The organism is Bifidobacterium simiiventris, assembly GCF_019331715.1.
GTDB lineage: Bacteria > Actinomycetota > Actinomycetes > Actinomycetales > Bifidobacteriaceae > Bifidobacterium > Bifidobacterium simiiventris.
Window position 1 is genome coordinate 1 of record NZ_JAHBBG010000012.1, and the last position, 20,411, is coordinate 20,411.

The 20,411-nt window shown below is 61.9% G+C and carries 21 protein-coding genes and 1 tRNA gene; 10 read left to right on the forward strand and 12 right to left on the reverse strand.

Annotation, left to right across the window (positions count from 1 at the left end; all coding sequences use genetic code 11):
• Positions 1-954: 954 nt before the first annotated feature.
• The 10 genes from KIH76_RS09565 to KIH76_RS09610 all read right to left on the reverse strand — a co-directional run bounded on the left by KIH76_RS09565 (position 955) and on the right by KIH76_RS09610 (position 7,573).
• Positions 955-1,398 carry an HNH endonuclease gene (locus KIH76_RS09565; RefSeq protein ID WP_214377759.1) on the reverse strand — a complete coding sequence of 148 codons (444 nt, stop codon included), beginning with the start codon at positions 1,396-1,398 and terminating at the stop codon, positions 955-957.
• Positions 1,399-1,682: 284 nt separating this feature from the next.
• Positions 1,683-2,543 (reverse strand): phage major capsid protein, encoded by an 861-nt coding sequence (locus KIH76_RS09570; RefSeq protein ID WP_219070477.1) that lies wholly within the window; start codon positions 2,541-2,543, stop codon positions 1,683-1,685.
• 178 nt (positions 2,544-2,721) lie between these two features.
• Positions 2,722-3,219, reverse strand: a complete 498-nt coding sequence (locus tag KIH76_RS09575; RefSeq protein ID WP_219070479.1) for a hypothetical protein — start codon at positions 3,217-3,219, stop codon at positions 2,722-2,724.
• Positions 3,216-3,818, reverse strand: coding sequence for a hypothetical protein (locus tag KIH76_RS09580; RefSeq protein ID WP_219070480.1), 603 nt, complete (start codon positions 3,816-3,818; stop codon positions 3,216-3,218). Before KIH76_RS09580 ends, KIH76_RS09575 begins: the two co-directional genes overlap by 4 nt.
• 147 nt (positions 3,819-3,965) lie before the next feature.
• Positions 3,966-4,820 carry a tyrosine-type recombinase/integrase gene (locus KIH76_RS09585; protein ID WP_219070482.1) on the reverse strand — a complete coding sequence of 285 codons (855 nt, stop codon included), beginning with the start codon at positions 4,818-4,820 and terminating at the stop codon, positions 3,966-3,968.
• 13 nt (positions 4,821-4,833) lie between these two features.
• Positions 4,834-5,079 carry a hypothetical protein gene (locus tag KIH76_RS09590; protein ID WP_219070484.1) on the reverse strand — a complete coding sequence of 82 codons (246 nt, stop codon included), beginning with the start codon at positions 5,077-5,079 and terminating at the stop codon, positions 4,834-4,836.
• Complete coding sequence (locus KIH76_RS09595; RefSeq protein WP_219070486.1) at positions 5,076-6,440, reverse strand: AAA family ATPase; 1,365 nt, start codon at positions 6,438-6,440, stop codon at positions 5,076-5,078. Before KIH76_RS09595 ends, KIH76_RS09590 begins: the two co-directional genes overlap by 4 nt.
• Positions 6,441-6,897: 457 nt before the next feature.
• Complete coding sequence (locus KIH76_RS09600) at positions 6,898-7,137, reverse strand: hypothetical protein (protein WP_219070488.1); 240 nt, start codon at positions 7,135-7,137, stop codon at positions 6,898-6,900.
• Positions 7,134-7,319: a hypothetical protein gene (locus KIH76_RS09605; protein WP_219070490.1), complete on the reverse strand. Its 186-nt coding sequence runs from the start codon at positions 7,317-7,319 to the stop codon at positions 7,134-7,136. The genes KIH76_RS09600 and KIH76_RS09605 overlap by 4 nt, the downstream gene beginning before the upstream one ends.
• Positions 7,316-7,573 carry a helix-turn-helix transcriptional regulator gene (locus tag KIH76_RS09610; protein WP_219070492.1) on the reverse strand — a complete coding sequence of 86 codons (258 nt, stop codon included), beginning with the start codon at positions 7,571-7,573 and terminating at the stop codon, positions 7,316-7,318. The genes KIH76_RS09605 and KIH76_RS09610 overlap by 4 nt, the downstream gene beginning before the upstream one ends.
• A gap of 134 nt (positions 7,574-7,707) precedes the next feature.
• On the opposite strand from KIH76_RS09610, the gene KIH76_RS09615 reads away from it, so the two are divergent.
• Together KIH76_RS09615 and KIH76_RS09620 are read left to right on the forward strand one after the other, a co-directional pair.
• A complete protein-coding gene (locus KIH76_RS09615) occupies positions 7,708-8,304 on the forward strand; it encodes a helix-turn-helix domain-containing protein (RefSeq protein WP_219070494.1) in 597 nt (198 codons plus the stop codon).
• 53 nt (positions 8,305-8,357) lie between these two features.
• Positions 8,358-9,422, forward strand: coding sequence for a tyrosine-type recombinase/integrase (locus tag KIH76_RS09620; protein ID WP_338023653.1), 1,065 nt, complete (start codon positions 8,358-8,360; stop codon positions 9,420-9,422).
• A gap of 96 nt (positions 9,423-9,518) precedes the next feature.
• Here the strand turns inward: KIH76_RS09620 and KIH76_RS09625 are convergent.
• Positions 9,519-9,601, reverse strand: a tRNA-Leu gene (locus tag KIH76_RS09625).
• Positions 9,602-9,815: 214 nt separating this feature from the next.
• Between KIH76_RS09625 and KIH76_RS09630 the strand changes: the two genes are divergently transcribed.
• Positions 9,816-10,091 carry a hypothetical protein gene (locus tag KIH76_RS09630; RefSeq protein ID WP_219070498.1) on the forward strand — a complete coding sequence of 92 codons (276 nt, stop codon included), beginning with the start codon at positions 9,816-9,818 and terminating at the stop codon, positions 10,089-10,091.
• A 203-nt stretch (positions 10,092-10,294) separates the two neighbouring features.
• On the opposite strand, the gene KIH76_RS09635 is transcribed toward KIH76_RS09630, so the two are convergent.
• A complete protein-coding gene (locus KIH76_RS09635) occupies positions 10,295-12,022 on the reverse strand; it encodes a gamma-glutamyltransferase family protein (protein WP_219070500.1) in 1,728 nt (575 codons plus the stop codon).
• A gap of 293 nt (positions 12,023-12,315) precedes the next feature.
• Here KIH76_RS09635 and dnaK point away from each other — a divergent pair, with 293 nt between their 5' ends.
• The 7 genes from dnaK (at position 12,316) to KIH76_RS09670 (ending at position 20,231) form a co-directional block, all read left to right on the forward strand.
• Positions 12,316-14,211: a molecular chaperone DnaK gene (gene dnaK, locus KIH76_RS09640; protein ID WP_214374072.1), complete on the forward strand. Its 1,896-nt coding sequence runs from the start codon at positions 12,316-12,318 to the stop codon at positions 14,209-14,211.
• A 2-nt stretch (positions 14,212-14,213) separates the two neighbouring features.
• The gene (grpE, locus tag KIH76_RS09645; RefSeq protein WP_219070502.1) at positions 14,214-14,939 is read left to right on the forward strand and encodes a nucleotide exchange factor GrpE; all 726 of its coding nucleotides are present in this window, start codon (positions 14,214-14,216) and stop codon (positions 14,937-14,939) included.
• 430 nt (positions 14,940-15,369) lie between these two features.
• Positions 15,370-16,398 (forward strand): DnaJ C-terminal domain-containing protein, encoded by a 1,029-nt coding sequence (locus KIH76_RS09650; RefSeq protein ID WP_214374098.1) that lies wholly within the window; start codon positions 15,370-15,372, stop codon positions 16,396-16,398.
• A 227-nt stretch (positions 16,399-16,625) separates the two neighbouring features.
• Complete coding sequence (locus tag KIH76_RS09655; protein ID WP_214374074.1) at positions 16,626-17,183, forward strand: heat shock protein transcriptional repressor HspR; 558 nt, start codon at positions 16,626-16,628, stop codon at positions 17,181-17,183.
• A 141-nt stretch (positions 17,184-17,324) separates the two neighbouring features.
• On the forward strand, positions 17,325-17,999 hold the full coding sequence (locus KIH76_RS09660; protein WP_214374075.1) for an HAD family hydrolase: 675 nt from the start codon (positions 17,325-17,327) through the stop codon (positions 17,997-17,999).
• 185 nt (positions 18,000-18,184) lie between these two features.
• The gene (locus tag KIH76_RS09665) at positions 18,185-18,418 is read left to right on the forward strand and encodes a phasin family protein (protein WP_214374076.1); all 234 of its coding nucleotides are present in this window, start codon (positions 18,185-18,187) and stop codon (positions 18,416-18,418) included.
• A gap of 124 nt (positions 18,419-18,542) precedes the next feature.
• Entirely contained in the window at positions 18,543-20,231 is a 1,689-nt protein-coding gene (locus tag KIH76_RS09670; protein WP_214374077.1) for an ABC1 kinase family protein, read from the forward strand.
• Positions 20,232-20,411 lie beyond the last annotated feature (180 nt).

Genomic DNA, 20,411 nt, shown 5'->3' on the forward strand with positions numbered 1-20,411 from the left:
CACGCGCATGCTGCTGACTCATCGACACACTAACACTGCTACCCTTGACCACGGAGGCTCCTTCGCTAGAACGGTTAGGTTTAAGGCACCACCCATTCTGCCTAGAAGCCTCTCGTCATACCAACCCATCCATCAAAACAACAAACACGGTCCACGGGTCTTTTTTCATGATCGCTGAACCTTCCTGTTGTATTTTTGTATCGGAAGGAAAGTTGAGGAAAGTTAAATCCGATAAGGCTGTTCATGATGAGACCGTTGGAATTTCAACGATCATAGGATTTTTGTGAGTGATGCGGTCAAAGGGAAGATGCCGGATTGGAAAGTTAGGGAAAGTTAAATCCGCTGGTAGGTGACTCGCGCTGTGCTGCTCTGCTCATCGTCTCGGATCCGAGGTTCGGGACATGTGTCTCGGGCATGATATGTTGGGGCGTCCGCATTCTTCTGGTACGCGGGCTCTTCTGGAAGGATCCGGACGCTGCGGCGGCGTATTGAGGGCGTTTGCTCCTAGGATGGCCGTTTTCTGGCGGAATCCGGACGTTCGGGGTCGGATCGGTGTCCGTTTTCTCCTAGAAGGAGGTTTGATATGTGGGGTTCTGTGTGGGATTGCTGGATTTCCTGCTGGATTTCCACCCCGTCGTCGGATACAGGAAAGCCCCGAACCGTTGGTATTTCAACGGTTCGGGGCTTTCGCTCCTGCGTGCGAGTGGGGGAGTTGAACCATCCGGGATTGTTGCTATTGGGCCGTTTTTGTTGATATTTCAACGTTTCTCTATGATTGTTTATCACTGTAAATCACTGTAAATCAACGTTGATTGTCATATTTTTGTCATATCAGGCGATACCCGCAAGTCTTCCGGCATCTACGTTTTTCGGTGCTAGACTTGCTTCTTGGACAATGCGAGGTCTTCGCCTTCGGGTGGGAGTTCTCCGGCCCCGTCTCCGGGCGGGGCTTTTTCATTTGTCACGTATGGTTTGGATGTATCGGGCGGCTTCTTCGATGGTGTGGAACCCGCTTTTGCGGTGTCTGCGCCCGTTGATGCGTATGGCGACTAGGTAGCAGTTTCGGTCTTTGCGCCATGTGACGCCGCGAACGCCGGTGGTGCTGAGGCTGGACGCCTTGCGGCGCGTGGCGGCTTGCGAGCGTGTCACGGCTTCGAGGTGGTCGGGGTTGACGCAAGCGGGGACGCCGCATGTGGCGGTTACGACCATGCCGGCCGGCATTGTGCCGTGTGCGAGTTCGTAGGCGATACGGCGGGCCTGTCGGGGCTTGTTGCCTATGGATATGACGGGGTGCCCGCTTGAGTCGGTGTGCGCCGTCCATATCCAGTGCCCGCCCGCCTGTTTGTCGGTCTTGGCGTCGATGCGTCGGCGCAATCGTTCGGCTTCGGTGTCGTTCATGTGCCTTGCCTTCCCTTGGTTATGGTTTTGTTACGCTTGAACGGCGGTATTGCAACGTTTTCGGGTATTGCCGGCGTGGTGGCGTTCCGGTTTTCGCCTGTGTATGCCGTTGCCGCGTGGCGTGTATCGGGTCTGGTGGGGGTATGGGAAAGCCCCGGAAAACGGCCGTTATGGCGGTTTCCGGGGCCGTGGCGGCTTTTCCCCTTGGGATAAAACCGCCTTGCGGGGGTATCGGGCCCTATGACCCGAGAGGGGCTAGGCGGGCGGGGGAGGGTATACCGCCCCTATGCCTTCGCGGCCTTGCCGCTCGCGGCGGCTCCCACGGTGAGCTTGGCGAGCCGGTCGGGACGCAGCACGCCGAAGCCGAAGCGGAACGTGAGACGGATCGCGTAGTTGTCCGAGTCGAAGTAACGCTGATCCGACACGGCCACTTCGAGCTGTCCCACGGCGCTGAGTATCTGCGACTGGTCGATGAGCAGCAGCGTTCCGGCCGGCGTGTTCTTGTTGATGACGACCGGAAGACCGGCGAGACGCAGCGCCGTGGCCTCGGCGGGCGAGCCGATAAGCGGCGTGTTGTAACCGCTGCCGGCCTTCATCTTCTGGATGTACGCCCACGCGGTCGGGCTGGCGATGATGTGCGTCGGCTCGGCCCCGTTGGTCTGCACGGTGGCGATGGCGTCGGTGAGCGCGTCAAGGTTCGTGTCGATGTTGCCGCCGTCCACGATGCCGGCCGTGTTCACGAGTCCGATGGGGCCGGCCTCTCCCTCGGCGGGCTTGTTGGCGAGATAGATCGCGTCGGCCTTCTTGATGACGGCGCGGCCCAAGCTGTTGGTGAGCAGTTCGCCCACGCCGGCGTGCGAGTACGCCTCGCGGCTGATCCTGTGTAGCACCGAAAGCTTGTGCGTGTTCACAGTCAGCTCGGTAAGCTCGGGGTCGGCCTCGCTGATCTGTTCGCCTTCCTTGACGATATCGGCTTCCGGGTCTTCGCTGACGAACGGGACGCGCACGCTCGGCGCGTCGCCTTCCACGTTCGCGCCGATGCTGCTGGTGGAGATGATAAGCGCCTCGGGGATGATGTCCTCCGGTGCGAAGCGCTGTACGTCGGGGAAAGCGCCCTTGTTCTGGCTGGTGATCGTAAATGCCATGATGAATCCTTCACGGGTATGAGAAAAACATGCGTGTATGCCTGCCGCGCGCACTGTCGCGCCACGGTGCCCCGCAAGGGCCGAAGAAAACGGACGGCGGGGCCTCAAGCCACATCGGACATCCGTATCAATGCCCAAGTGTAGCCCAAAGCCCCGCCGCGCTCACGATGATTTCCGATCATCCGAAAAGGTCTTCGGCCATCTTCGCCTCCCAGTCGGGTATCTCTCCGCTCCTGTGCTTCTTCCGCATATCGTCCAGAAAAGCCTCGTTTTTCGAGTCTATCTCTTGGTGGGCTATGCGGTATTTGGCCTCCTTCGCCTTATGCATCGGATCGTCTGGGGTTGACATCCCCATGTCGTACCACAGCAGCCGCATACGCCAATAGACGTGCCCGTCGTAATGCTTGTTGTATTCGCTGGCGAGCGCCGCGAGCTGTTGAAGGTCGATGTTGCCGTGTTCGTCTATGACCGTCTCGATGTGCATGGTCTGGAAGAACCTGTTCATGTGCCGGGCCTCGGCCATCTTTGTCTTGGCGCTTGTGTCCCGGAGAAGATAGCTTATCGCCCTGCTGCCTATGAGGTTGTGTCCTTGCCATGCCTTGTCCGCGCGGCTCATGGCGGCGGCGTACCGTTTGCGGTATTTCTCGGTCTGCATTGCCGCTTTCGTCTTTCTCATTGCCGGCCTCCCGCGCTCATGATGGTGTTCCTGAACCGTTCCTTCGGCGAGCCGCCGAAGTCATATGACCTGTCGTGCATCGGCATATGCGGTATAGGGTGGCTGCGATGCCAGATGATGTCTGGGTGGTATGCGCTTTTCAGCTCTTGCACTATCCGTTTTCCTTCCTCGGTTAGTTCTTCGTCTTCCGTGAAGTACGCCTGTATGTCCATTTCGGCGAGGTCTGCGGCGAGGTCGGGGGCCGTTTCGTGCCATCCGTAGCCGGCTATGTCCCTTCCGAGCTGTTCGATACGGTAGTCGTGTAGTTTCCGCTCCATCCGGTCGGCGAGCGCTTCGGCCTCCTTCGCCTTGATGCGCCATTTCGCGGCCTCGCTGTTCTCGTCGTCCGGCTCTTCGCCGTCTTCGGTCTGTTCGGCTTCGTCCGCTTCGTCGGCGTCGGCCTGTTCCCCGGCGTCGTTTTCGGTCGTCTCCGTGGTTTCCTCGCTTGTCGCGGTCTCTTTGTCGTCCGTCGCCGGTTCGGCCGTCTGCGGCGTGGTTTCGTCGGTTTGCGGCGCGGCCGGCGCGTCCTGCTCCGGCGTGGCGTCTGGCGTCTGTTCCATGATGGTTGATCCTTCCTTGATGGTCGGTGTATGGTTGCCTGTATGTGATCGATCACTAGCCCTTGTCTTTCTGTCGGCGGTGGGACAGGGGCGAGCATGGTTGGCCGGGCGTCGTCCGTGGAAGGCGACGCCCGGCCTTCTCTTTGCCTATGAGGCCAATTCCGTCACCTTCTTTCCCTTGATCGTGGCGGCGTCCACGAGTCCGCGAAGCGATTCGTTGGCGAGCGCCACGTATATCTGCGTGGTTTCGGTGCTTGCGTGGCCTAGGGCGGTGCTGACGGCGAGCATGTCGTGCGAGTGCTGGTACGCGACGGTGGCGAACCGGTGGCGTAGCTTGTGCGGGCCGTATCCTTCCGGCAATAGGCGTGATATGTGCTTGCCTATGTGCGATTCCTCGCAGTGGCCCTTCCACCGTCCGGGGAACATCCAGCCGCCGCAATGCGTGACCGTCTCGGCGAGGTCGTCGGGAAGGGGCACTATGCGCTGTTTGCCGCCCTTGCCGTGCACGACGAGCGAGTACGCGCCCGGCGTGCCGATCACGTCGTCCCGGTGCACTTGGGCGATCTCGGCGCGGCGCAACCCGCATTCCGCCGCCAAGAGGATCATGACGCGCTCGGCGCTCGTGGCCTTCTCCAATGCGGCGGTGATGTACCGGTCTGGGCACGGCTTGGGGTGCGGGCGCGGCTTCCTGACGTTCGGCAGCGTCGCGGCCGGGTCGTGGTCGGCGAGTCCCGCCGCCTTCATCCAGCGGAAGAACGTGGCGAAGCAGTTGCGCAACCCCTTGCGCGAGTCCTGCGAGCGCCCGTCAGCGAGCGCTTCCACGAGCTGCCCGGTCGTGACCCGTTCGGGCGGCGTGCCGAACGTGTCCGCGAAGTGCCGTAGCTGGTAGTAGCGGGTGAGCAATGTTTTCTCGCTGCAACCGCCAGCACGCTTGTACTCGATGAAGCCCGCCACGGGATCACGCCACGAGACGGGTAGTTTGCTCATATCCATGTGTGCCATATGCCGCCCTTCCCTAGAACAGGGTCAGTTGCTCGCCTTGCCCGGCGTCGTGTCTGCGCGTGTCGCCGGGCATGGCCTCGTATCCCATCTCGATCAGCGTGGCGCGAAGCTCGCACAGGGGGCACATGACCCAATCGCCCCGCTGCGTCTCGTTCGTCCGCTCGTGATCCGTCTCGCACGGCAGCCCGCACAGGGTCACGGCCTTCATGTGGTCGCGCTGCTGGAACGTGTGGTGAAGCACTGTGGTTTCGACGCTCATGATTCCTCGCTTTCCGGGAACAATCCAAGGTCTTGCGTGTTCTGTTCCGCGTTCCTCGCGCGCGCGGGGGCTTGAAACGCGGAAGTATTCGCGGAAGTAATCGGAGGCGTTGCAATCATTGGGGTTTGATTACTTCCGTGATTACTTCCGCGTTCTGTACCCCCGCGCGCGCGAGGGGCGGCGGTAGTATCCGCGAGCGCCCATAGCCGTTTCTGTCCGCGTCCCTCGTAGGTCGGGTCTGGGACGGTGATGATACGGCCGTCCGAGCGTTCGCGGGCGTTGGTGAGCTGCCGTCTGCTGTAGCCTTCGACGTTCGCCGCCGCCGCTATGTCCTTGAACGCCACGGGGCCGTCCTTGAGGTAGTCGGTGAGCCATTCGAGCACCTCGCCGCGTTCCGTGTGCGTCGTGTCGCCGCCCGCCGCCTGTATGTTGCGGTTTATCACCTCGTTCACGTCGCGTTCGGTCTTCATGAAGCCCGTGACCTTCGGAACCGCGAACGTTTCCCCGTGATCGTCCGCCACGTCAACGGACATAAGCCCGTAGCTGTATGACGTGCCCTGAGCCGTCGTGTAGCTGCTCTTGTCGATCGTGGCGACGCAATCGCCGTTGTCGTCGTCCTTGGCGATAAGCACCAGAGAACGGATCACGTCGCGGAACGCATGACTGCCGCTGATCTTGTCCGACGCATAGCCGCCGCCCTTGTTGAAGTGAAGGATGCCGACAATCGCCATGTCCAAGTCGTCCGCGAGCGCGGCCAACGGGTCGAGCGCCCGGCGCACGTCGTCGCGCTTGTTGCTGTCGCCGTCCATGCACGAGGTTATCGGGTCGATGATCCACAGGCGCACGCCCTCGGCCCTGAACGAGTCCGCGAGCGCCGGCAGATCGTCAGGCAGTCTCACGCCGGTATCCGTGCCGTTGCCGTCGCTGTTCGTGTCGAGCATGGACAGAAACCGCACGCGATCCAAGTCCGCGCCGGCCGCTTCCAGCCTCATGCGCTGAATCGACTTCGAGTCCTCGATGCCGCTGATGGCCACGGTGGCGGGCTTGCCCTTCCAATCGCCATCGAGAAGGCCGCGAGTGGCGAGCGCGGCACGGTACAGGCTCAGCGTGCTTTTAGACACGCCAGCACGTCCGGCCATAAGCGTCAGCGTCCCGGTCGGAATCATCGGATAGTCCAAGAACCTCGGCCGCTGCTTCGCCACGGTGGACGCCGGCACGAGCAGCGGCGTACGCCCCTTATAGGGCACGGCGAGCGTATGCGCCGCCGTGGTGGCCGGCATGTCGTCCAACGCGGTGAAGTAATCCGTGAGCGTCGCCCGCTGATCCAACGTCAACGCGCTCATATCAAAATCGATCGTCATGGCAGCAACGCCCCTTTCACACGATTCATCGTCCCGTCAGCGCCTTCGCAAGCGCCCTGTTGCATCCCGCCGTATACCCGTTCGCGTACGTCCGCCGCGAACCCTGCGGCCACACGCCATGAAGGTATTCCAGCTCCCTCAATTCCGCCGCCCGGTTCAGATACCGGTAATACGCGGCCACGTCCTCCATGTAACGGCGCTCGCCTGTGTAGTCCCGTGTGGGTAGACTGGACGACACGAGGGCTTCGGGTTTGTCCAAGGTTCGGAACCTCTCTCTCACTGCCCGGCGTCGGCTCCCCAAAATTCCCGACGCCGGGCGTTTCCATAAGCCACAGGCACAGTCCTGTGACGGCGAGCGCCGCGAGCGCCGGCCCGTAGTCCTCGGCTTGGGTGAAGCCGATAGAAGCGATCCAGCACACGGCGGCGAGAATGCGGACAATCATCACAATGCCTGCCGTCATCGGTTCCCGCCTTCCGTCATATGCCGGTACATCCAATCGACCACATGTCGGCGTTCGTACACGGTTGCGCCCTTTACCTGCGTCTCATACGTCGGCCCGACGCCGTGACGCCGCCAGTCGGCGAGCGCCGTCACCGTCACGCCCATGCACGCGGCCGTGCCCGGTTCCGTGCAACGCTTCGGCATGGCCTTCGCGTCCTCTATCTGCCGTGCCGTGAAAACCGGTATCGGAATCATCTGCACCCCTCCCCGCCAAGGAACGCCACGAGGTCGCCGACCTGAGACGGCGACAGGCTCACGGGATGAGCCGTCAACGCCTCCGCGCCGATCCGAAACACGTAGAAGCCGGCCGGGTAACGGTCAACGATCAACGGACGATCCGGGTCGTACTCGTTCTCGAAACGAATCGTGCCGCTCATGCCGTCGCCCCCTTGCCCGCGAGCGCCTTGCGCTTCGAGCGGCCGGCATCGCTGCCGAGCCATGCGTCAACGTCGCTTTTCTTGTACACGACCTTGCGGCTGGTCGGCTTGTAGAACCTCGGCCCCTTCTTCGCATAGCCCATCGTGGCCAAGGAACCCGCAGAGGTCTTCGCGTACGCCGCCACCTCCTTCCGGGTCATCCACACGTCCCCGCTATCGATCGTCGGCAATGGGCCGGTAGCTATTGCTGCCATCTTCAATACCTCCAATGATTCAATCGACATCAATTTGATGTTTTCAACATCATGTATACTCATTTTGTCTCAAAAATGTCAAATTGAGCTCATCGGCGTGTTGCGTGATTCATCACACATCAATTTGATGCGTTATGCTGTTTGGTATGGATGATGCAGCAAAGAAAAAACGTTCTGTGAACGGTGTAGATGCCACGGGGCGGCAAGTGGCCGCTAATGTCAAGCGGTTGCGTGGCGGCATGACATACAAGGAATTGTCGCAAAAGATGGCAGCTGTCGGACGAGAGATAACAGTACTAGGCTTGCGACGTATTGAGTCGGGTGAGCGGAAGGTGGACGTGGACGACCTTGTGGCGTTCGCCGTCGTGTTCGATGTGTCGCCGTTAACGCTGCTGCTGCCTGAAAGCGGGTCACGCGACGTGAAGACGCACATAACCGGCCGTCCCGACGCTCTGCGCTGCAATCAGGTGTGGAACTGGGCGACCGTCGTGCAGCCGTTGCCGAGCCTTGAACGGGACGAGAAGGCGGAAGAACTCATAGAACGCCGCGCCGCGTTCCGCGAGCGCTCCAAGCCACAAATCGACTCGGCGCGCATCAGCGAGGATACCGACGCCGACAACGGGGCCAAAGCGATAACGAGGATGCTTGCCGAAGCGATCGGCGGAACTGGGGTGCCGGTGTCCGGCGATACGCTGAAGGACGCACTGGCCGCTATGGCGTCCGGGGTGTAGTCATGGTTTCGTTCGAGTCGTACGGCCTTAAGGACGGTTCTAGGCGTTGGCGCGTGTGGTGGTACGACCCCGACCACGTCCACAAGAACAAGAGCGGTTTCAAGACGAAGCGGCTTGCCCAAGACTGGGCGGCGCGGTATGTCACGGCCGCGATGAACGACGGCGCATATGTAGACCCCCAAGGCTCCAAGGCGTTCATAGAGCCGTTGGGGGACGAATGGGTGGCGGCGCACGAGAGCGTATGGAAACCGTCGCATTACAACAGCGTCGAAACGTCGTGGCGCGTTCATGTGCGGCCCAAATGGGGGCATAGGCGGCTGGGCGAGGTCACGCACTCGGAGATTCAGCAATGGGTGAACGACCTCAGCAAGACAAGAAGCGCGTCGGTGGTCATCCGGGCGTTCGGGATCATCAAGAACATCTATGAGACGGCGGTAAGGGACGGCCGCATAGTCCGCACGCCGGTAACGGATATCCAACTGCCGAAGAAGACACGCAAGCCACGAACGTACCTCACGCCGGCGCAACTGGCGAAGCTGGCGGAATGCTCCGGCGAATACCGGCCGCTTATCCTCGTTCTCGGCCTGTGCGGGCTTCGGTGGGGCGAGGCCACGGCGCTCAACGTGGAAGACGTGGACTTCGAGAAGAACCGTCTTCATATCACGAAAAGCGTCACCAAGGTAAGGAAGGTGTACAAGCTGGGCACGCCCAAAAGCAACCGGTCGCGGGACGTTCCCATGCCGGAACCCGTGCGCGAGGCGTTGCGGGCGCATGTCTTGGGCAAGCGCTCCGACGAACTCGTGTTCGTCGGTGACAAGGGCGGCTATGTGGCCCCTCAGAGTCTTGGCAAGAATCATCGTTGCTGGTACAAGACGGCCGTCATCAAGTCCGGGGTGCCGCCGCTGACGTGCCACGACCTGCGGCACACGGCGGCGAGCATCGCCGTGCATTCCGGCGCGAACGTGAAGGCCATACAGCGCATGTTGGGCCATTCGTCAGCCGCCATGACCTTGGACGTGTACGCCGACCTTTTCGACGACGATCTAGACGAGCTTTCCGGCCGGATAGACGCCGCCGTGGGCGAGTTGTTCAATTTGAATCAATCTAGCTCAATGTAGATTGTCATTTTTTCCGTCATATTTTGGCGGTTTCATCATATACAGGAAAGCCCCGAACCGTTGGTATTTCAACGGTTCGGGGCTTTCGCTCCTGCGTGCGAGTGGGGGGAGTTGAACCCCCACGAGCATACACTCACTGCCACCTGAAGACAGCGCGTCTACCATTCCGCCACACTCGCAGACAATCGACTAACTTACACCCGACTTGTATTTTGCGCCACTTCGGCGTGTCGCGATGGGTGCCGGATGCGGCGCGGTGGGGAACGCGGCGGAAAGCACGGTGAAGCGATGTGTCCAAAAGCGAGTGTTTTCGCCGTTTTTGGCGCGTCGCGTGGGGATGGCTGTTTGTATGGTGGGATCGTATCGTCCAAGTTGTGGGGTGGAGAGACGAAAATGAATCGGCTGCAATCTCGATCGCGGTGCATGATGCTCATGTGCGCCATGTTCGTGGGCGCGGTCATCCTATTGTTCTGCTCGTGGTTCGCGACGGCCGCACTGTTCGCCGTCGCAGCGGCTGTCACGGGCCTATGCTCGCTGCGTGAATGCCGCATCTGCCACCGGTTCGCCACCCTGATCCGCACTGACCAATACGGTCCGATCTGCCCTACCTGCCAGCGCATGATCCTCGAAGGCCGTCAGCAGGAACTGCTGGAGCGGCGAATCGGTTGAATGGCATGAGCTGCGTCCTGAAAGGATGCCTGACTTGCCTGCGATTCGGCCTGACATGACAGCGGTAAGGCACAGCTCGGCCGGAGCGGCCGCGCGGTAACGGTATCTTGTCGCGACGATAAACCAGCATAAGTTCGCCGGTCAGTCGATCCGTGTCTACGGCTGAATTCCTGACTCAACGCCGTATCGGCGGCCGAATCCGACTACCAGCACGCGATATTGCTGTCGGTGCGCGACTCGGTGCCGCCGACCAGCGAGATCGGCTCGGCGGACGACCCTGATGCGCCGCCGCCATGACCGCCGCGATCGTCGTCGCCGCAGCTGCGGCAGCCGTCCACCCGCATGATCATCTGTCCGCGCCCGAAATCGGCCGTTTCCAAACCGACCGTCACCTCGTGCCCGCGCCGTGCCAGCTCCCGTGCGACCGCCGCGTCGAACCGTGTCTCCACGCGCATCTCGTTGCCGTGATCCCATCGCCAGCGCGGCGCGTCGAGCGCCTGCTGCGGGTCCATGCCGAAATCGATCGCGTTCATCGCCACTTGCACATGCCCCTGCGGCTGCATATACGCGCCCATCACGCCGAACGGCCCGATCGGCCGGCCGCCCCGCATCAGAAATCCCGGAATGATCGTGTGATACGTGCGCTTGCCCGGCTTGAGCGCGTTCGCGCGCGTCGGATCGAGCGAAAAATCGGCCCCGCGGTTCTGCAGCGCGATCCCCGTCCCCGGCACGACGATGCCCGAGCCGAATCCCATGTAATTCGACTGGATATACGACACCATGTTTCCTTCGCTGTCCGCGCAGCACAGATACACGGTGCCCGAGCTTGACGGTGTGCGCGTCGTGCGCACCTCGGCCGTCTCGCCGATCAGCCGCGCCTTCGCCTCGCCGTATTCGGGCGTGAGATACCGCGCGTAGTCGAATCCGGTGTCGTCCGGATCGCTGACCGTGTCGAACGCGTCCGCGAACGCGAGTTTGATCGCCTCGATCTGACGGTGGTACGTGAGTACGCGGTCGTCGTGCGCGACGTCGAAATTGCGCAGGATGTTCAACGCCATGAGCGCGACGATGCCCTGTCCGTTCGGCGGGATCTCGCATACCTGCCAGCCGTCGCGGTAGTCGAGCCGCATCGGATCGACCCAGCGCGGCGCGTATGCGGCCAGATCGTCGTATCTGAGATAGCCGCCCGCCGCGCGGCTCGCTTGGTCGATCGCGCGCGCCAGGTCGCCTTCGTAGAACGAGCGTGCGTTGGTCGCGCCGATCTCGGTCAGCGAGTCCGCATGATTCGGCAGCGTGACGATGTCGCCGGCCTGCGGTGCATGATGATCGTCGCCGTACGTGAATGTGCGGAACCATTCCGCGAACCGGCCATCGTTGTCATCGCTGCCACCGTTCGCACGGCGGTAACCGTCGGCTCCGCGCTGCCACCAGTAGGCGAGGTTCGGATTGGCCGCGTAGCCGTTGCGCGCGTAGTCGATGGCCGGCGCAAGATCGTCGGACAGGGAGAGATTGCCGTATCGTTCGTTGAGCGCGGCCCATGCGGCGGGCGCGCCCGGCACGGTGACCGGCGTCCAGCCGAGGTACGGCATGCGACCGTTCGCAGTGATGTTGCCGTCCGCGATGACGCGGTCGATGGAGATTCCGCGCGGCGCCGGGCCGCTGGAGTTGAGACCGACGAGCCGCTGATCGCGGGCGCTCCAGGCGATGCAGAACGCGTCCGATCCGATGCCGTTCGACGTCGGTTCGACCACGGTGAGTGCGGCCGCGGCGGCGACCGCCGCGTCGAACGCGTTGCCGCCCTTGAGCATGACCTGCAGCCCGGCTGCCGACGCCTGCGGTTCGGAACAGTTGACCATCGCGCGGTTCGCGTAGATGGGGCAGCGCTGGGACGGGTAGCGCTGGGTGAGCGGATCGAAGGTTGCGGATGCCATGCGTCCATTATCGCGCCGTCGGGCCGTTTGTCGCCGTATTCGGCATGCGTTGCGCGACTGGATGGGGAGATGCCCGCAAGCTCCGCGTGCGTCGCGAAAAAATTCTTATGGGAATCGGGAATAAAAAGTTGCGACACAAAGTTGAGTGGTGTAGGCTCAAGTTTTGGAAAACAAAAAAGGCCGACATCCTCGAGACGAGGGCGGTACGGCGGCGATCATGAGATCGCGGCCGCGCGGCTTCCCGAAACTTGAGCGAAGAAACGTCAACGAATCATCAACCAAAGGAGCACATTATGGGACGTGCAGTAGGTATTGATCTTGGTACTACGAACTCCTGCATCGCTACGCTGGAAGGCGGCGAGCCGACCGTCATCGTGAACGCGGAAGGCATGCGTACCACGCCGTCCGTCGTCGCGTTCTCCAAGTCCGGCGAGATCCTCGTCGGCGAGGTCGCCAAGCGTCAGGCCGTCACCAACGTCGACCGCACTATTTCTTCCGTCAAGCGTCACATGGGCACCGACTGGACCGTCGAGATTGACGGCAAGAAGTGGACCCCGCAGGAGATCTCCGCGCAGATCCTGATGAAGCTGAAGAGGGACGCCGAAGCGTACCTCGGCGAGCCGGTCACGGACGCCGTCATCACCTGCCCGGCATACTTCAACGACGCCCAGCGTCAGGCCACCAAGGACGCCGGCACGATCGCCGGCCTGAACGTGCTGCGCATCATCAACGAGCCGACCGCGGCCGCGCTGGCGTACGGCCTCGAAAAGGGCAAGGACGACGAGCACATCCTCGTCTTCGATCTGGGCGGCGGCACCTTCGATGTTTCGCTGCTGGAGATCGGCAAGGACGAGGACGGCTTCTCCACCATTCAGGTGCAGGCCACGAACGGCGACAACCACCTCGGCGGTGACGATTGGGATCAGAAGATCATCGACTGGCTGGTCGGCGAGGTCAAGAACAAGTATGGCGTTGATCTGAGCAAGGACAAGATCGCGCTGCAGCGTCTGAAGGAAGCCGCCGAGCAGGCGAAGAAGGAGCTGTCTTCGTCCACCTCGACCTCCATCAACATGCAGTACCTGGCCATGACCCCTGACGGCACCCCGGTTCACCTCGACGAGACGCTGACCCGTGCGCACTTCGAGGAAATGACCTCCGATCTGCTCGGCCGTTGCCGCACGCCGTTCAACAACGTGCTGCGCGACGCGGGCATCGGCGTGAGCGACATCGACCACGTCGTCCTCGTCGGCGGTTCGACCCGTATGCCGGCCGTCAAGGAACTCGTCAAGGAGCTGACCGGCGGCAAGGAAGCGAACCAGTCCGTGAACCCGGATGAGGTCGTGGCCGTCGGCGCCGCCGTGCAGTCCGGCGTCATCAAGGGTGACCGCAAGGACGTCCTGCTGATCGACGTGACCCCGCTGTCGCTGGGCATCGAGACCAAGGGCGGCATCATGACCAAGCTCATCGAGCGCAACACCGCCATCCCGACCAAGCGTTCCGAGGTCTTCTCGACCGCCGAGGACAACCAGCCGTCCGTGCTGATCCAGGTCTACCAGGGCGAGCGTGAGTTCGCCCGCGACAACAAGCCGCTGGGCACCTTCGAGCTGACCGGCATCGCGCCGGCTCCGCGTGGCGTCCCGCAGATCGAGGTCACCTTCGACATCGACGCCAACGGCATCGTGCACGTGTCCGCCAAGGACAAGGGCACCGGCAAGGAGCAGTCGATGACCATCACCGGCGGCTCCGGCCTGCCGAAGGACGAGATCGACCGCATGGTCAAGGAGGCCGAGGCCCACGAGGCCGAGGACAAGCAGCGCAAGGAGGAGGCCGAGACCCGCAACCAGGCCGAGGCGTTCGCCTACCAGACCGAGAAGCTCGTGAACGACAACAAGGACAAGATCTCCGACGAGATCGCCAAGGAAGTCACCGAGAAGGTCAACGCGCTGAAGGAAGCCCTCAAGGGCGACGACATCGAGAAGGTCAAGACCGCGCAGAGCGAGCTCATGACCTCCGCGCAGAAGATCGGCGAGGCGCTGTACTCGCAGCAGGCCGCGGCCGGTGCCGCCGGCGCTGCTGGCGCGGGTGCCGCTGCTGGTGCCGGTGCGTCGGGTGCCGCGAACGGTGGCGACGACGACGTGGTGGACGCCGAAGTCGTGGACGATGACGACGACAAGAAGGACAACAAGTAATCATGTCCGAGTTCAACAAGGATGATTACCTGAACGACCTGCCGGACGTGGACGACGTGGCTGCTGGCGCGGCTGCATCGGCCGCGGCCGGCTCGGCCGCCTCTGCCTCGGCTGACTCGGCGAAGACCGAGCAGCCGGCCTCGGATTCCGCGGCTGAGGGAGCGTCGGAGGACAAGCCCTCCACGAAGGAAGAATCGGCTGAGAAGCCTGAGGATTCCAAGGATGCTTCCGCTACTGCTGATGCCGCCGCTGACTCCGACGCCAAGTCCGACCAGTCCGCCGACGACACCCTCACCCCGCTTGGCAAGGCCAAGAAGGAGGCTGCCGACTACCTCGAGGCCCTGCAGCGTGAGCGTGCGGAGTTCGTCAACTACCGCAACCGCGCCCAGAAGGAGCAGGAGCGCTTCCGCCAGCACGGCATCATCGACGTGCTGACCGCGCTGCTGCCCGCCCTCGACGACATCGACCGCATTCGCGAGCACAGCGAGATGGACGATTCCTTCAAGGCCGTGGCCACGAAGATCGACAAGGCGTTCGAGAAGTTCGGCGTCGAGAAGTTCGGCGAAAAGGGCGAGGACTTCGATCCGACCAAGCACGAGGCGATCCTGCATCGTCCGGATGCCTCGGCCGAGAAGGAAACCGTCGACACCGTGGTGGAAGCCGGCTACCGCATCGGCGACCGCGTCATCCGTGCCGCCCGCGTCGTAGTAGCCTCCCCCCAGAACTAAATCCCATCCCAATCCCCAAATAAACAGTTTGTAGAAGTCGACCATCCCAATCATCAATCATCAGAGATCGGCTTCTACAAACCAGGGATCATGCATAACTGAGCGAACCGCTAACCAACGTGAGTTATGCACTTACTGAGCGAAGGCTGGCAGTATATGTTGCTCGACCGTAAGACTTGGCCGCTGAGCCGTTAAAGGAACAGTCCGGTGGACTGTTCCTAGGCGAAGTGAGCGGCTATGCCGCGAAGGCCGGCGTCAGCCGGCATCCGGAGCGTGTCGAGCGGCATATACTGCCAGCCTTCGCGGTTACCGGATAAAAAATATAAGCCGGCAGCTCTCGAACATTCTTAAGCTTTGACTACCCCTCAGTTTGCTTCGCAGACAGCTCCCCTGACAAGGGGAGCCAATCATGGGGGAGAAAGGAGACATAATGGCTGAAAATGAATGGCTGAGCAAAGACTTCTACAAAGTCCTTGGTGTCTCCAAGGACGCCAGCGACGCCGACATCACCAAGGCATACCGCAAGCTGGCCCGCAAATACCATCCTGATCTGAACAAGACCAAGGAGGCCGAGGAGAAGTTCAAGGACATCTCCGAGGCATACGACGTACTTAATAACAAGGAAACCCGCCAGAAGTACGACGCGATCCGCCAGTTCGGCATGGGAGGCGCGCGCTTCGCCGGCGGCTCCGGCAGCGGAGGATTCGACGCGTCCGGCTTCTCCGACGTCTTCGGTTCGATGTTCGGCGGTGGCAACGGCGGCAACATCCGCTTCTCCACGAGCGGCGGCGGCCCGACCAATCTCAACGACATCTTCTCGATGTTCGGCGGCGCGGCGGGTGCCGGCGCAGGCCGTGGCGGTTTCGGCCAGCAAGGCGGCCCGTACGGCCAGTACTCGCAGTACGAGTCCGCTCCCGAGCCGGAGAACGGCGAGGACCGCACGTCGAAGATCAAGCTGACGTTCCGTCAGGCGGTCAAGGGCGCGACGGTTTCGCTGAGCGTGGACGGCAAGAAGTTCAAGACGCATATTCCGGCCGGCGTGAAGGACGGTCAGAAGATCCGTCTGGCCGGTAAGGGCAAGCCGGGCCGCAACGGCGGCAAGGCCGGCGACCTGTATCTGAACGTGAGCGTGGCGGATGACCCGAAGTTCACGATGAACGGGCATGATCTGGTCGTGGATCTGCCGGTGACCGTGGGCGAGGCCGTGGCCGGCGCGAAGGTTGAGATGAAGGACATCGACGGCGAGCCGGTGACGTTCAAGGTGCCGGCTGGTTCGTCGAGTGGTACGGAAGTGCATGTTGCCGGTAAGGGCGTGAAGAACGGCAATGCGTTCGGCGACCTGATCGGGCGCGTGCAGATTCACGTGCCTGCCAAGCCGGGGCTGGGCCTGAAGCACGCGGCGAAGGAGTTCGACAAGGCGTCGGACGATTTCGCGGCGGAGCTGGCCGAGCAGCGGTGATGTGATTTCCTGTTATTGTGGCTGAGCGAGGCGAGCGGAGAAATCTTTTCAGGGGGAGTGACTCGATGAAGATTTCTCCGCTCGGCTGCGCCTCGGTCGACATGACAGGGGTGAGACTCTGCTCGGGTGACATGACGGGGCGTGGGTATGACGCTCCCTCAGTCTCGCTTTCGCGAGCCAGCTCCCTCAGCCGAGGGAGCCAAGAAACAGTAAGGAGATGAGTGCATATGGCGAGAATCGCGCAGGAAGTCAAGCGTGCCTACGCCGCGTGTGCGGCGGCGCTCGTCTCCGGTCGCGCCGATCTCGACGCGGTGGACTCGTTGGGATTGAACGTTGAGCTGCCGGTGTTCGCGGTCGGTCAGGCGGCCGAACTGGCGGGTGTGCATCCGCAGACATTGCGGCAGTACGACCGTCTCGGGCTGGTTGTGCCCAAGCGCACTGAAGGCGGTGCGCGCCGCTACACGTTGCGTGACATCGACCGGCTGGCCCAGGCTCAGCATCTGAGCCAGTCCGAGGGTATCAATCTGGCCGGTATCACGCGCATCCTCTCGTTGCAGGAGGAGAATCGCCAGCTGCGCCGGCAGAACCGTCATCTGCGTCGTCGGCTTGAGGGCGACAGCGTGTTCGAGGCCGGCATCGACGGCGAGGTCGTCGAAGTACGTCAGGCCAAGTCGAAGTATTACCGCATCTGGCGGCGTGGCAGCGGCAAGCCGTTGCAGATTACGGCCGGCCCGGCCGACGAGGCCGAGCTCATCCCCTCCGAGCTTGTGCTGCTTGGCGATTAGCCGGTCGGTCGCGGCCTCTTGTGCCGTCTTTCCGATCCTGATACGGGCCGATACGAAATCGACATTGCGCGGCGCGTGCTCGTCCGTGAGGTTTGGTGAGATAGATACAGCAAACCGATATCGAAGGAAAGGTGCCTTGCGATGCTGCTCAAAGCCGTGTTCTGGGATATGGATGGCACGTTGATCGACTCCGAGCCGTACTGGCATGCCGGGGAAATGGAGATCGCCAAGGCACATGGCGGCTACTGGGATCTCGACCTCGCATGGCAGGGGTCGGGCACGCCGGTGCCGCAGGTCGCGCAGCGCATGGTCGACCACGGATGCCAACTGTCGATCGAGGAGATCGGCAAGGGCATGATCGATTACGTGGCGAAGGCCGAAGCCGCGCACATGCCGTGGATCCCCGGCGTGACCGCCGTGCTCGAATCGTTGGTCGCCGCGGGCATCCCGTCTGTGCTGGTCACCACGTCGCCGCGCCATCTGGCTCAGGGACTGGTCGATCAGGCGCCGAAGGACGCGTTCGCCGGGTTCATCTGCGGTGACGACGACGTGGAGAAGAAACCGTCTCCCGAACCGTATCTGGCCGCGGCCAAGTTACTGGGCATCGCGCCGGAAGACATGGCATATTGCGTGGCGCTGGAGGACTCGATGAGCGGCCTGAAGTCGGCGGCCGCGTCGGGCGCGACGTTGATCGCGCAGACCGGATACATCAACACGGATACCTCCAACGGCCCGCAGTTCGCGTCGATCTCCTCGTACGACGGCGTGACGGCCGACGTGCTCGACGGCTACGTGCGCCAGCGTGTCGGCGCGTGATGGTTATTAAACGTGTGAATGGGTGTGACGCTCCCCCAGTCAGCTTCGCTGACAGCCCCCTCAGCCGAGGGGGCCAAGATTCTTCCAATGTCGCAAGGCGTTTTGACCGCTGAAGTCGCGTGAAAATATAGCTTGCGCGGAGTAGGCTGGTCAGTGACCATACACGCGTATTAAGGAGGCGTATCATGGCTGATTTTGATTTTGGCGATGGCCTGCGCAAGGTGTTCCTTGCAGGCGTCGGTGCTCTTGCCACCACCGTGGAGAAGAGCCAGGAGATCGTCGACGATCTCGTCAAGAAGGGTGAACTGACGGTCGAACAGGGCAAGGCTCTCAACACCGAGCTCAAGCGCAAGGCCGCCGAGGTCAAGGAGGAGTCCGCCAAGAAGGACGCGGCCGCCGAGGAGCCCAAGGCCGAGTGACCGCAAGGTCATTCATCGTCATTTCGACCGAACGTCAGTGAGCGGAGAAATCCTATGAAGCCTACCAGCGCATAGGATTTCTCCGCTTGTCATATCAACCGTCATATCAAGCTCAGGGGTGCTTATGGCCAACGGAATCAACGCATACACGCAGACTGAATGGTCGGGGGAAACGCTCGACCTGTTCGGTCCGCGCCGCGACGTGTTCTCCGAACGCTACCATCTCACCCGCTGGGGCAAGATCAAGCGGCTCAAGCAGATCGCCGGCATCGCCAAGCAGTTCGACGTCGCCCACGGTCTAACCCCGGTCAAAATGCGGCTCATGCTCGAGGCGCTCGGGCCCACGTTCGTCAAAGTCGGCCAGATCCTGTCGATGCGTTCGGAAATGCTGCCGCAATCGTTCTGCGACGAACTGGCTAAACTGCGCGCCGACGCCGATCCGATGCCGTACGAAACCGTCGTCGAAACGCTGTCGCACGAATACGGCCGCCCGGTCGACGAGATCTTCGAGCACATCGACGCCACACCGCTCGGTTCCGCATCGCTCGCACAGGTCCACCGCGCCACGCTCCTCACCGGCGAGGACGTGGCCGTCAAGGTCCAGCGACCCGGCGTGCGAGAAACGATGGCACAGGACGTGTCGATCATGCGATCGATCGCAAAAGTCGCCACCAAAGTCGTCTCCACCGCGCAGGTCGTGGACCTCGGCGGCGTGGTCGAGGAACTGTGGGACACGTTCGAATCCGAAACCGACTTCCTCGTGGAGGCGCGCAATCTCGCGGAATTCAAACGATTCTGCGAGCCGTACAAGTACATGGACTGCCCGAAGCCGTACATGGACCTGTGCACTGAACACGTTGTCGTGATGGACTACATCGAAGGCATCTCCGTCTCCCATCCCGACCGGCTCATTGCCGCCGGCTACGATCTCAAGGAAATCGGCACCAAACTCGTCGACAACTACGCCACGCAGATATTGGACGACGGCTTCTTCCACGCCGACCCGCACCCCGGCAACATCATGGTCGCCGGCGGACAGATCGTCCTGCTCGATCTCGGCATGACCGGTCGGCTCAACATGAAGACGCGGCAGGTCATGAAACAGATGATCTTCGCCGTTGCCAAGCAGGACACGCCTGCGCTCGCCGACGGTTTGCTGCGGTTCGCCGGATCTGCCAATAATCCTGAGGACTATCCCGCGCTGCTTGCCGATCTCGACACGATCGTCGCCGAGTACGGCACGGTCGATCTGTCCGATCTGGACATCGCCGCGTTCATCACCGAACTGACTCAGCTCGCGCAACGGCACGGGATCGAGGTGCCGAGTTCGGTCACGACGGTCGGGCGCGCGTTGGTGACGCTCGAGGGGTTGCTCGACGAGTTCATTCCCGACGTGAACATGATCGAGATCATCTCGAAGCACATCGCGACGAGTAAGTCGCCCAAACAGGCGGCGCGAGACGAACTGGAGTCACTTGGTGTCGAGGGACATCTCGCGCTGCACGGGCTGCTGAGCGCGCTGGCCGAGGCGAAGACCGCGTCGCGCATGCTTACGCGCGGGCAGTTGCGCGTCAATGTGGAACTGATCGGTGCGGAGGAGCCGATGAACAAGCTTTCCGACATGGTGAACCGCTTAACTATGGCGCTGATCGTCGTTGGGCTGTTCGTCGGGTCATCGATCGTGTATTTCGCCGGCATGAAGCCGATCATTTTCGGCATCCCGGTGGTTGGTTTTATGGGCTACGTGGTCGCGTTCGTGCTGTCCGCGTGGATCGTCTTCGACATCAACTTCAAGCGCCGCAAGAAGCGGTGAGCGCTGGGCGGTACTCGTGTTCGCAACTTCATAAGTCAGTTATGAAGTTATGGACCAAACTTCATAAAAATTTTATGAAGTTGCGGTGGTGTCAGTTGAGTGCCGCGAGAATGTAAGGGTCGGTGAGCGCGGGCGGTACTTGGTCTACGGTGGCGCCATCGTTGTCATTTCGACCGAGCG

Bases quoted from the DNA above. Each gene is read 5' to 3' on its own strand.
- KIH76_RS09580 (WP_219070480.1), bottom strand. From the start codon at position 3,818: ATGGAACAGACGCCAGACGCCACGCCGGAGCAGGACGCGCCGGCCGCG.
- KIH76_RS09595 (WP_219070486.1), bottom strand. From the start codon at position 6,440: ATGACGATCGATTTTGATATGAGCGCGTTGACGTTGGATCAGCGGGCG.
- KIH76_RS09635 (WP_219070500.1), bottom strand. From the start codon at position 12,022: ATGGCATCCGCAACCTTCGATCCGCTCACCCAGCGCTACCCGTCCCAG.
- KIH76_RS09630 (WP_219070498.1), top strand. From the start codon at position 9,816: ATGAATCGGCTGCAATCTCGATCGCGGTGCATGATGCTCATGTGCGCC.
- KIH76_RS09610 (WP_219070492.1), bottom strand. From the start codon at position 7,573: ATGGCAGCAATAGCTACCGGCCCATTGCCGACGATCGATAGCGGGGAC.
- KIH76_RS09650 (WP_214374098.1), top strand. From the start codon at position 15,370: ATGGCTGAAAATGAATGGCTGAGCAAAGACTTCTACAAAGTCCTTGGT.
- KIH76_RS09665 (WP_214374076.1), top strand. From the start codon at position 18,185: ATGGCTGATTTTGATTTTGGCGATGGCCTGCGCAAGGTGTTCCTTGCA.
- KIH76_RS09605 (WP_219070490.1), bottom strand. From the start codon at position 7,319: ATGAGCGGCACGATTCGTTTCGAGAACGAGTACGACCCGGATCGTCCG.
- KIH76_RS09615 (WP_219070494.1), top strand. From the start codon at position 7,708: ATGCTGTTTGGTATGGATGATGCAGCAAAGAAAAAACGTTCTGTGAAC.
- KIH76_RS09585 (WP_219070482.1), bottom strand. From the start codon at position 4,820: ATGGCACACATGGATATGAGCAAACTACCCGTCTCGTGGCGTGATCCC.
- KIH76_RS09570 (WP_219070477.1), bottom strand. From the start codon at position 2,543: ATGGCATTTACGATCACCAGCCAGAACAAGGGCGCTTTCCCCGACGTA.
- KIH76_RS09565 (WP_214377759.1), bottom strand. From the start codon at position 1,398: ATGAACGACACCGAAGCCGAACGATTGCGCCGACGCATCGACGCCAAG.
- KIH76_RS09575 (WP_219070479.1), bottom strand. From the start codon at position 3,219: ATGAGAAAGACGAAAGCGGCAATGCAGACCGAGAAATACCGCAAACGG.
- KIH76_RS09590 (WP_219070484.1), bottom strand. From the start codon at position 5,079: ATGAGCGTCGAAACCACAGTGCTTCACCACACGTTCCAGCAGCGCGAC.
- KIH76_RS09660 (WP_214374075.1), top strand. From the start codon at position 17,325: ATGCTGCTCAAAGCCGTGTTCTGGGATATGGATGGCACGTTGATCGAC.
- grpE (WP_219070502.1), top strand. From the start codon at position 14,214: ATGTCCGAGTTCAACAAGGATGATTACCTGAACGACCTGCCGGACGTG.
- KIH76_RS09655 (WP_214374074.1), top strand. From the start codon at position 16,626: ATGGCGAGAATCGCGCAGGAAGTCAAGCGTGCCTACGCCGCGTGTGCG.
- KIH76_RS09670 (WP_214374077.1), top strand. From the start codon at position 18,543: ATGGCCAACGGAATCAACGCATACACGCAGACTGAATGGTCGGGGGAA.
- KIH76_RS09600 (WP_219070488.1), bottom strand. From the start codon at position 7,137: ATGATTCCGATACCGGTTTTCACGGCACGGCAGATAGAGGACGCGAAG.
- dnaK (WP_214374072.1), top strand. From the start codon at position 12,316: ATGGGACGTGCAGTAGGTATTGATCTTGGTACTACGAACTCCTGCATC.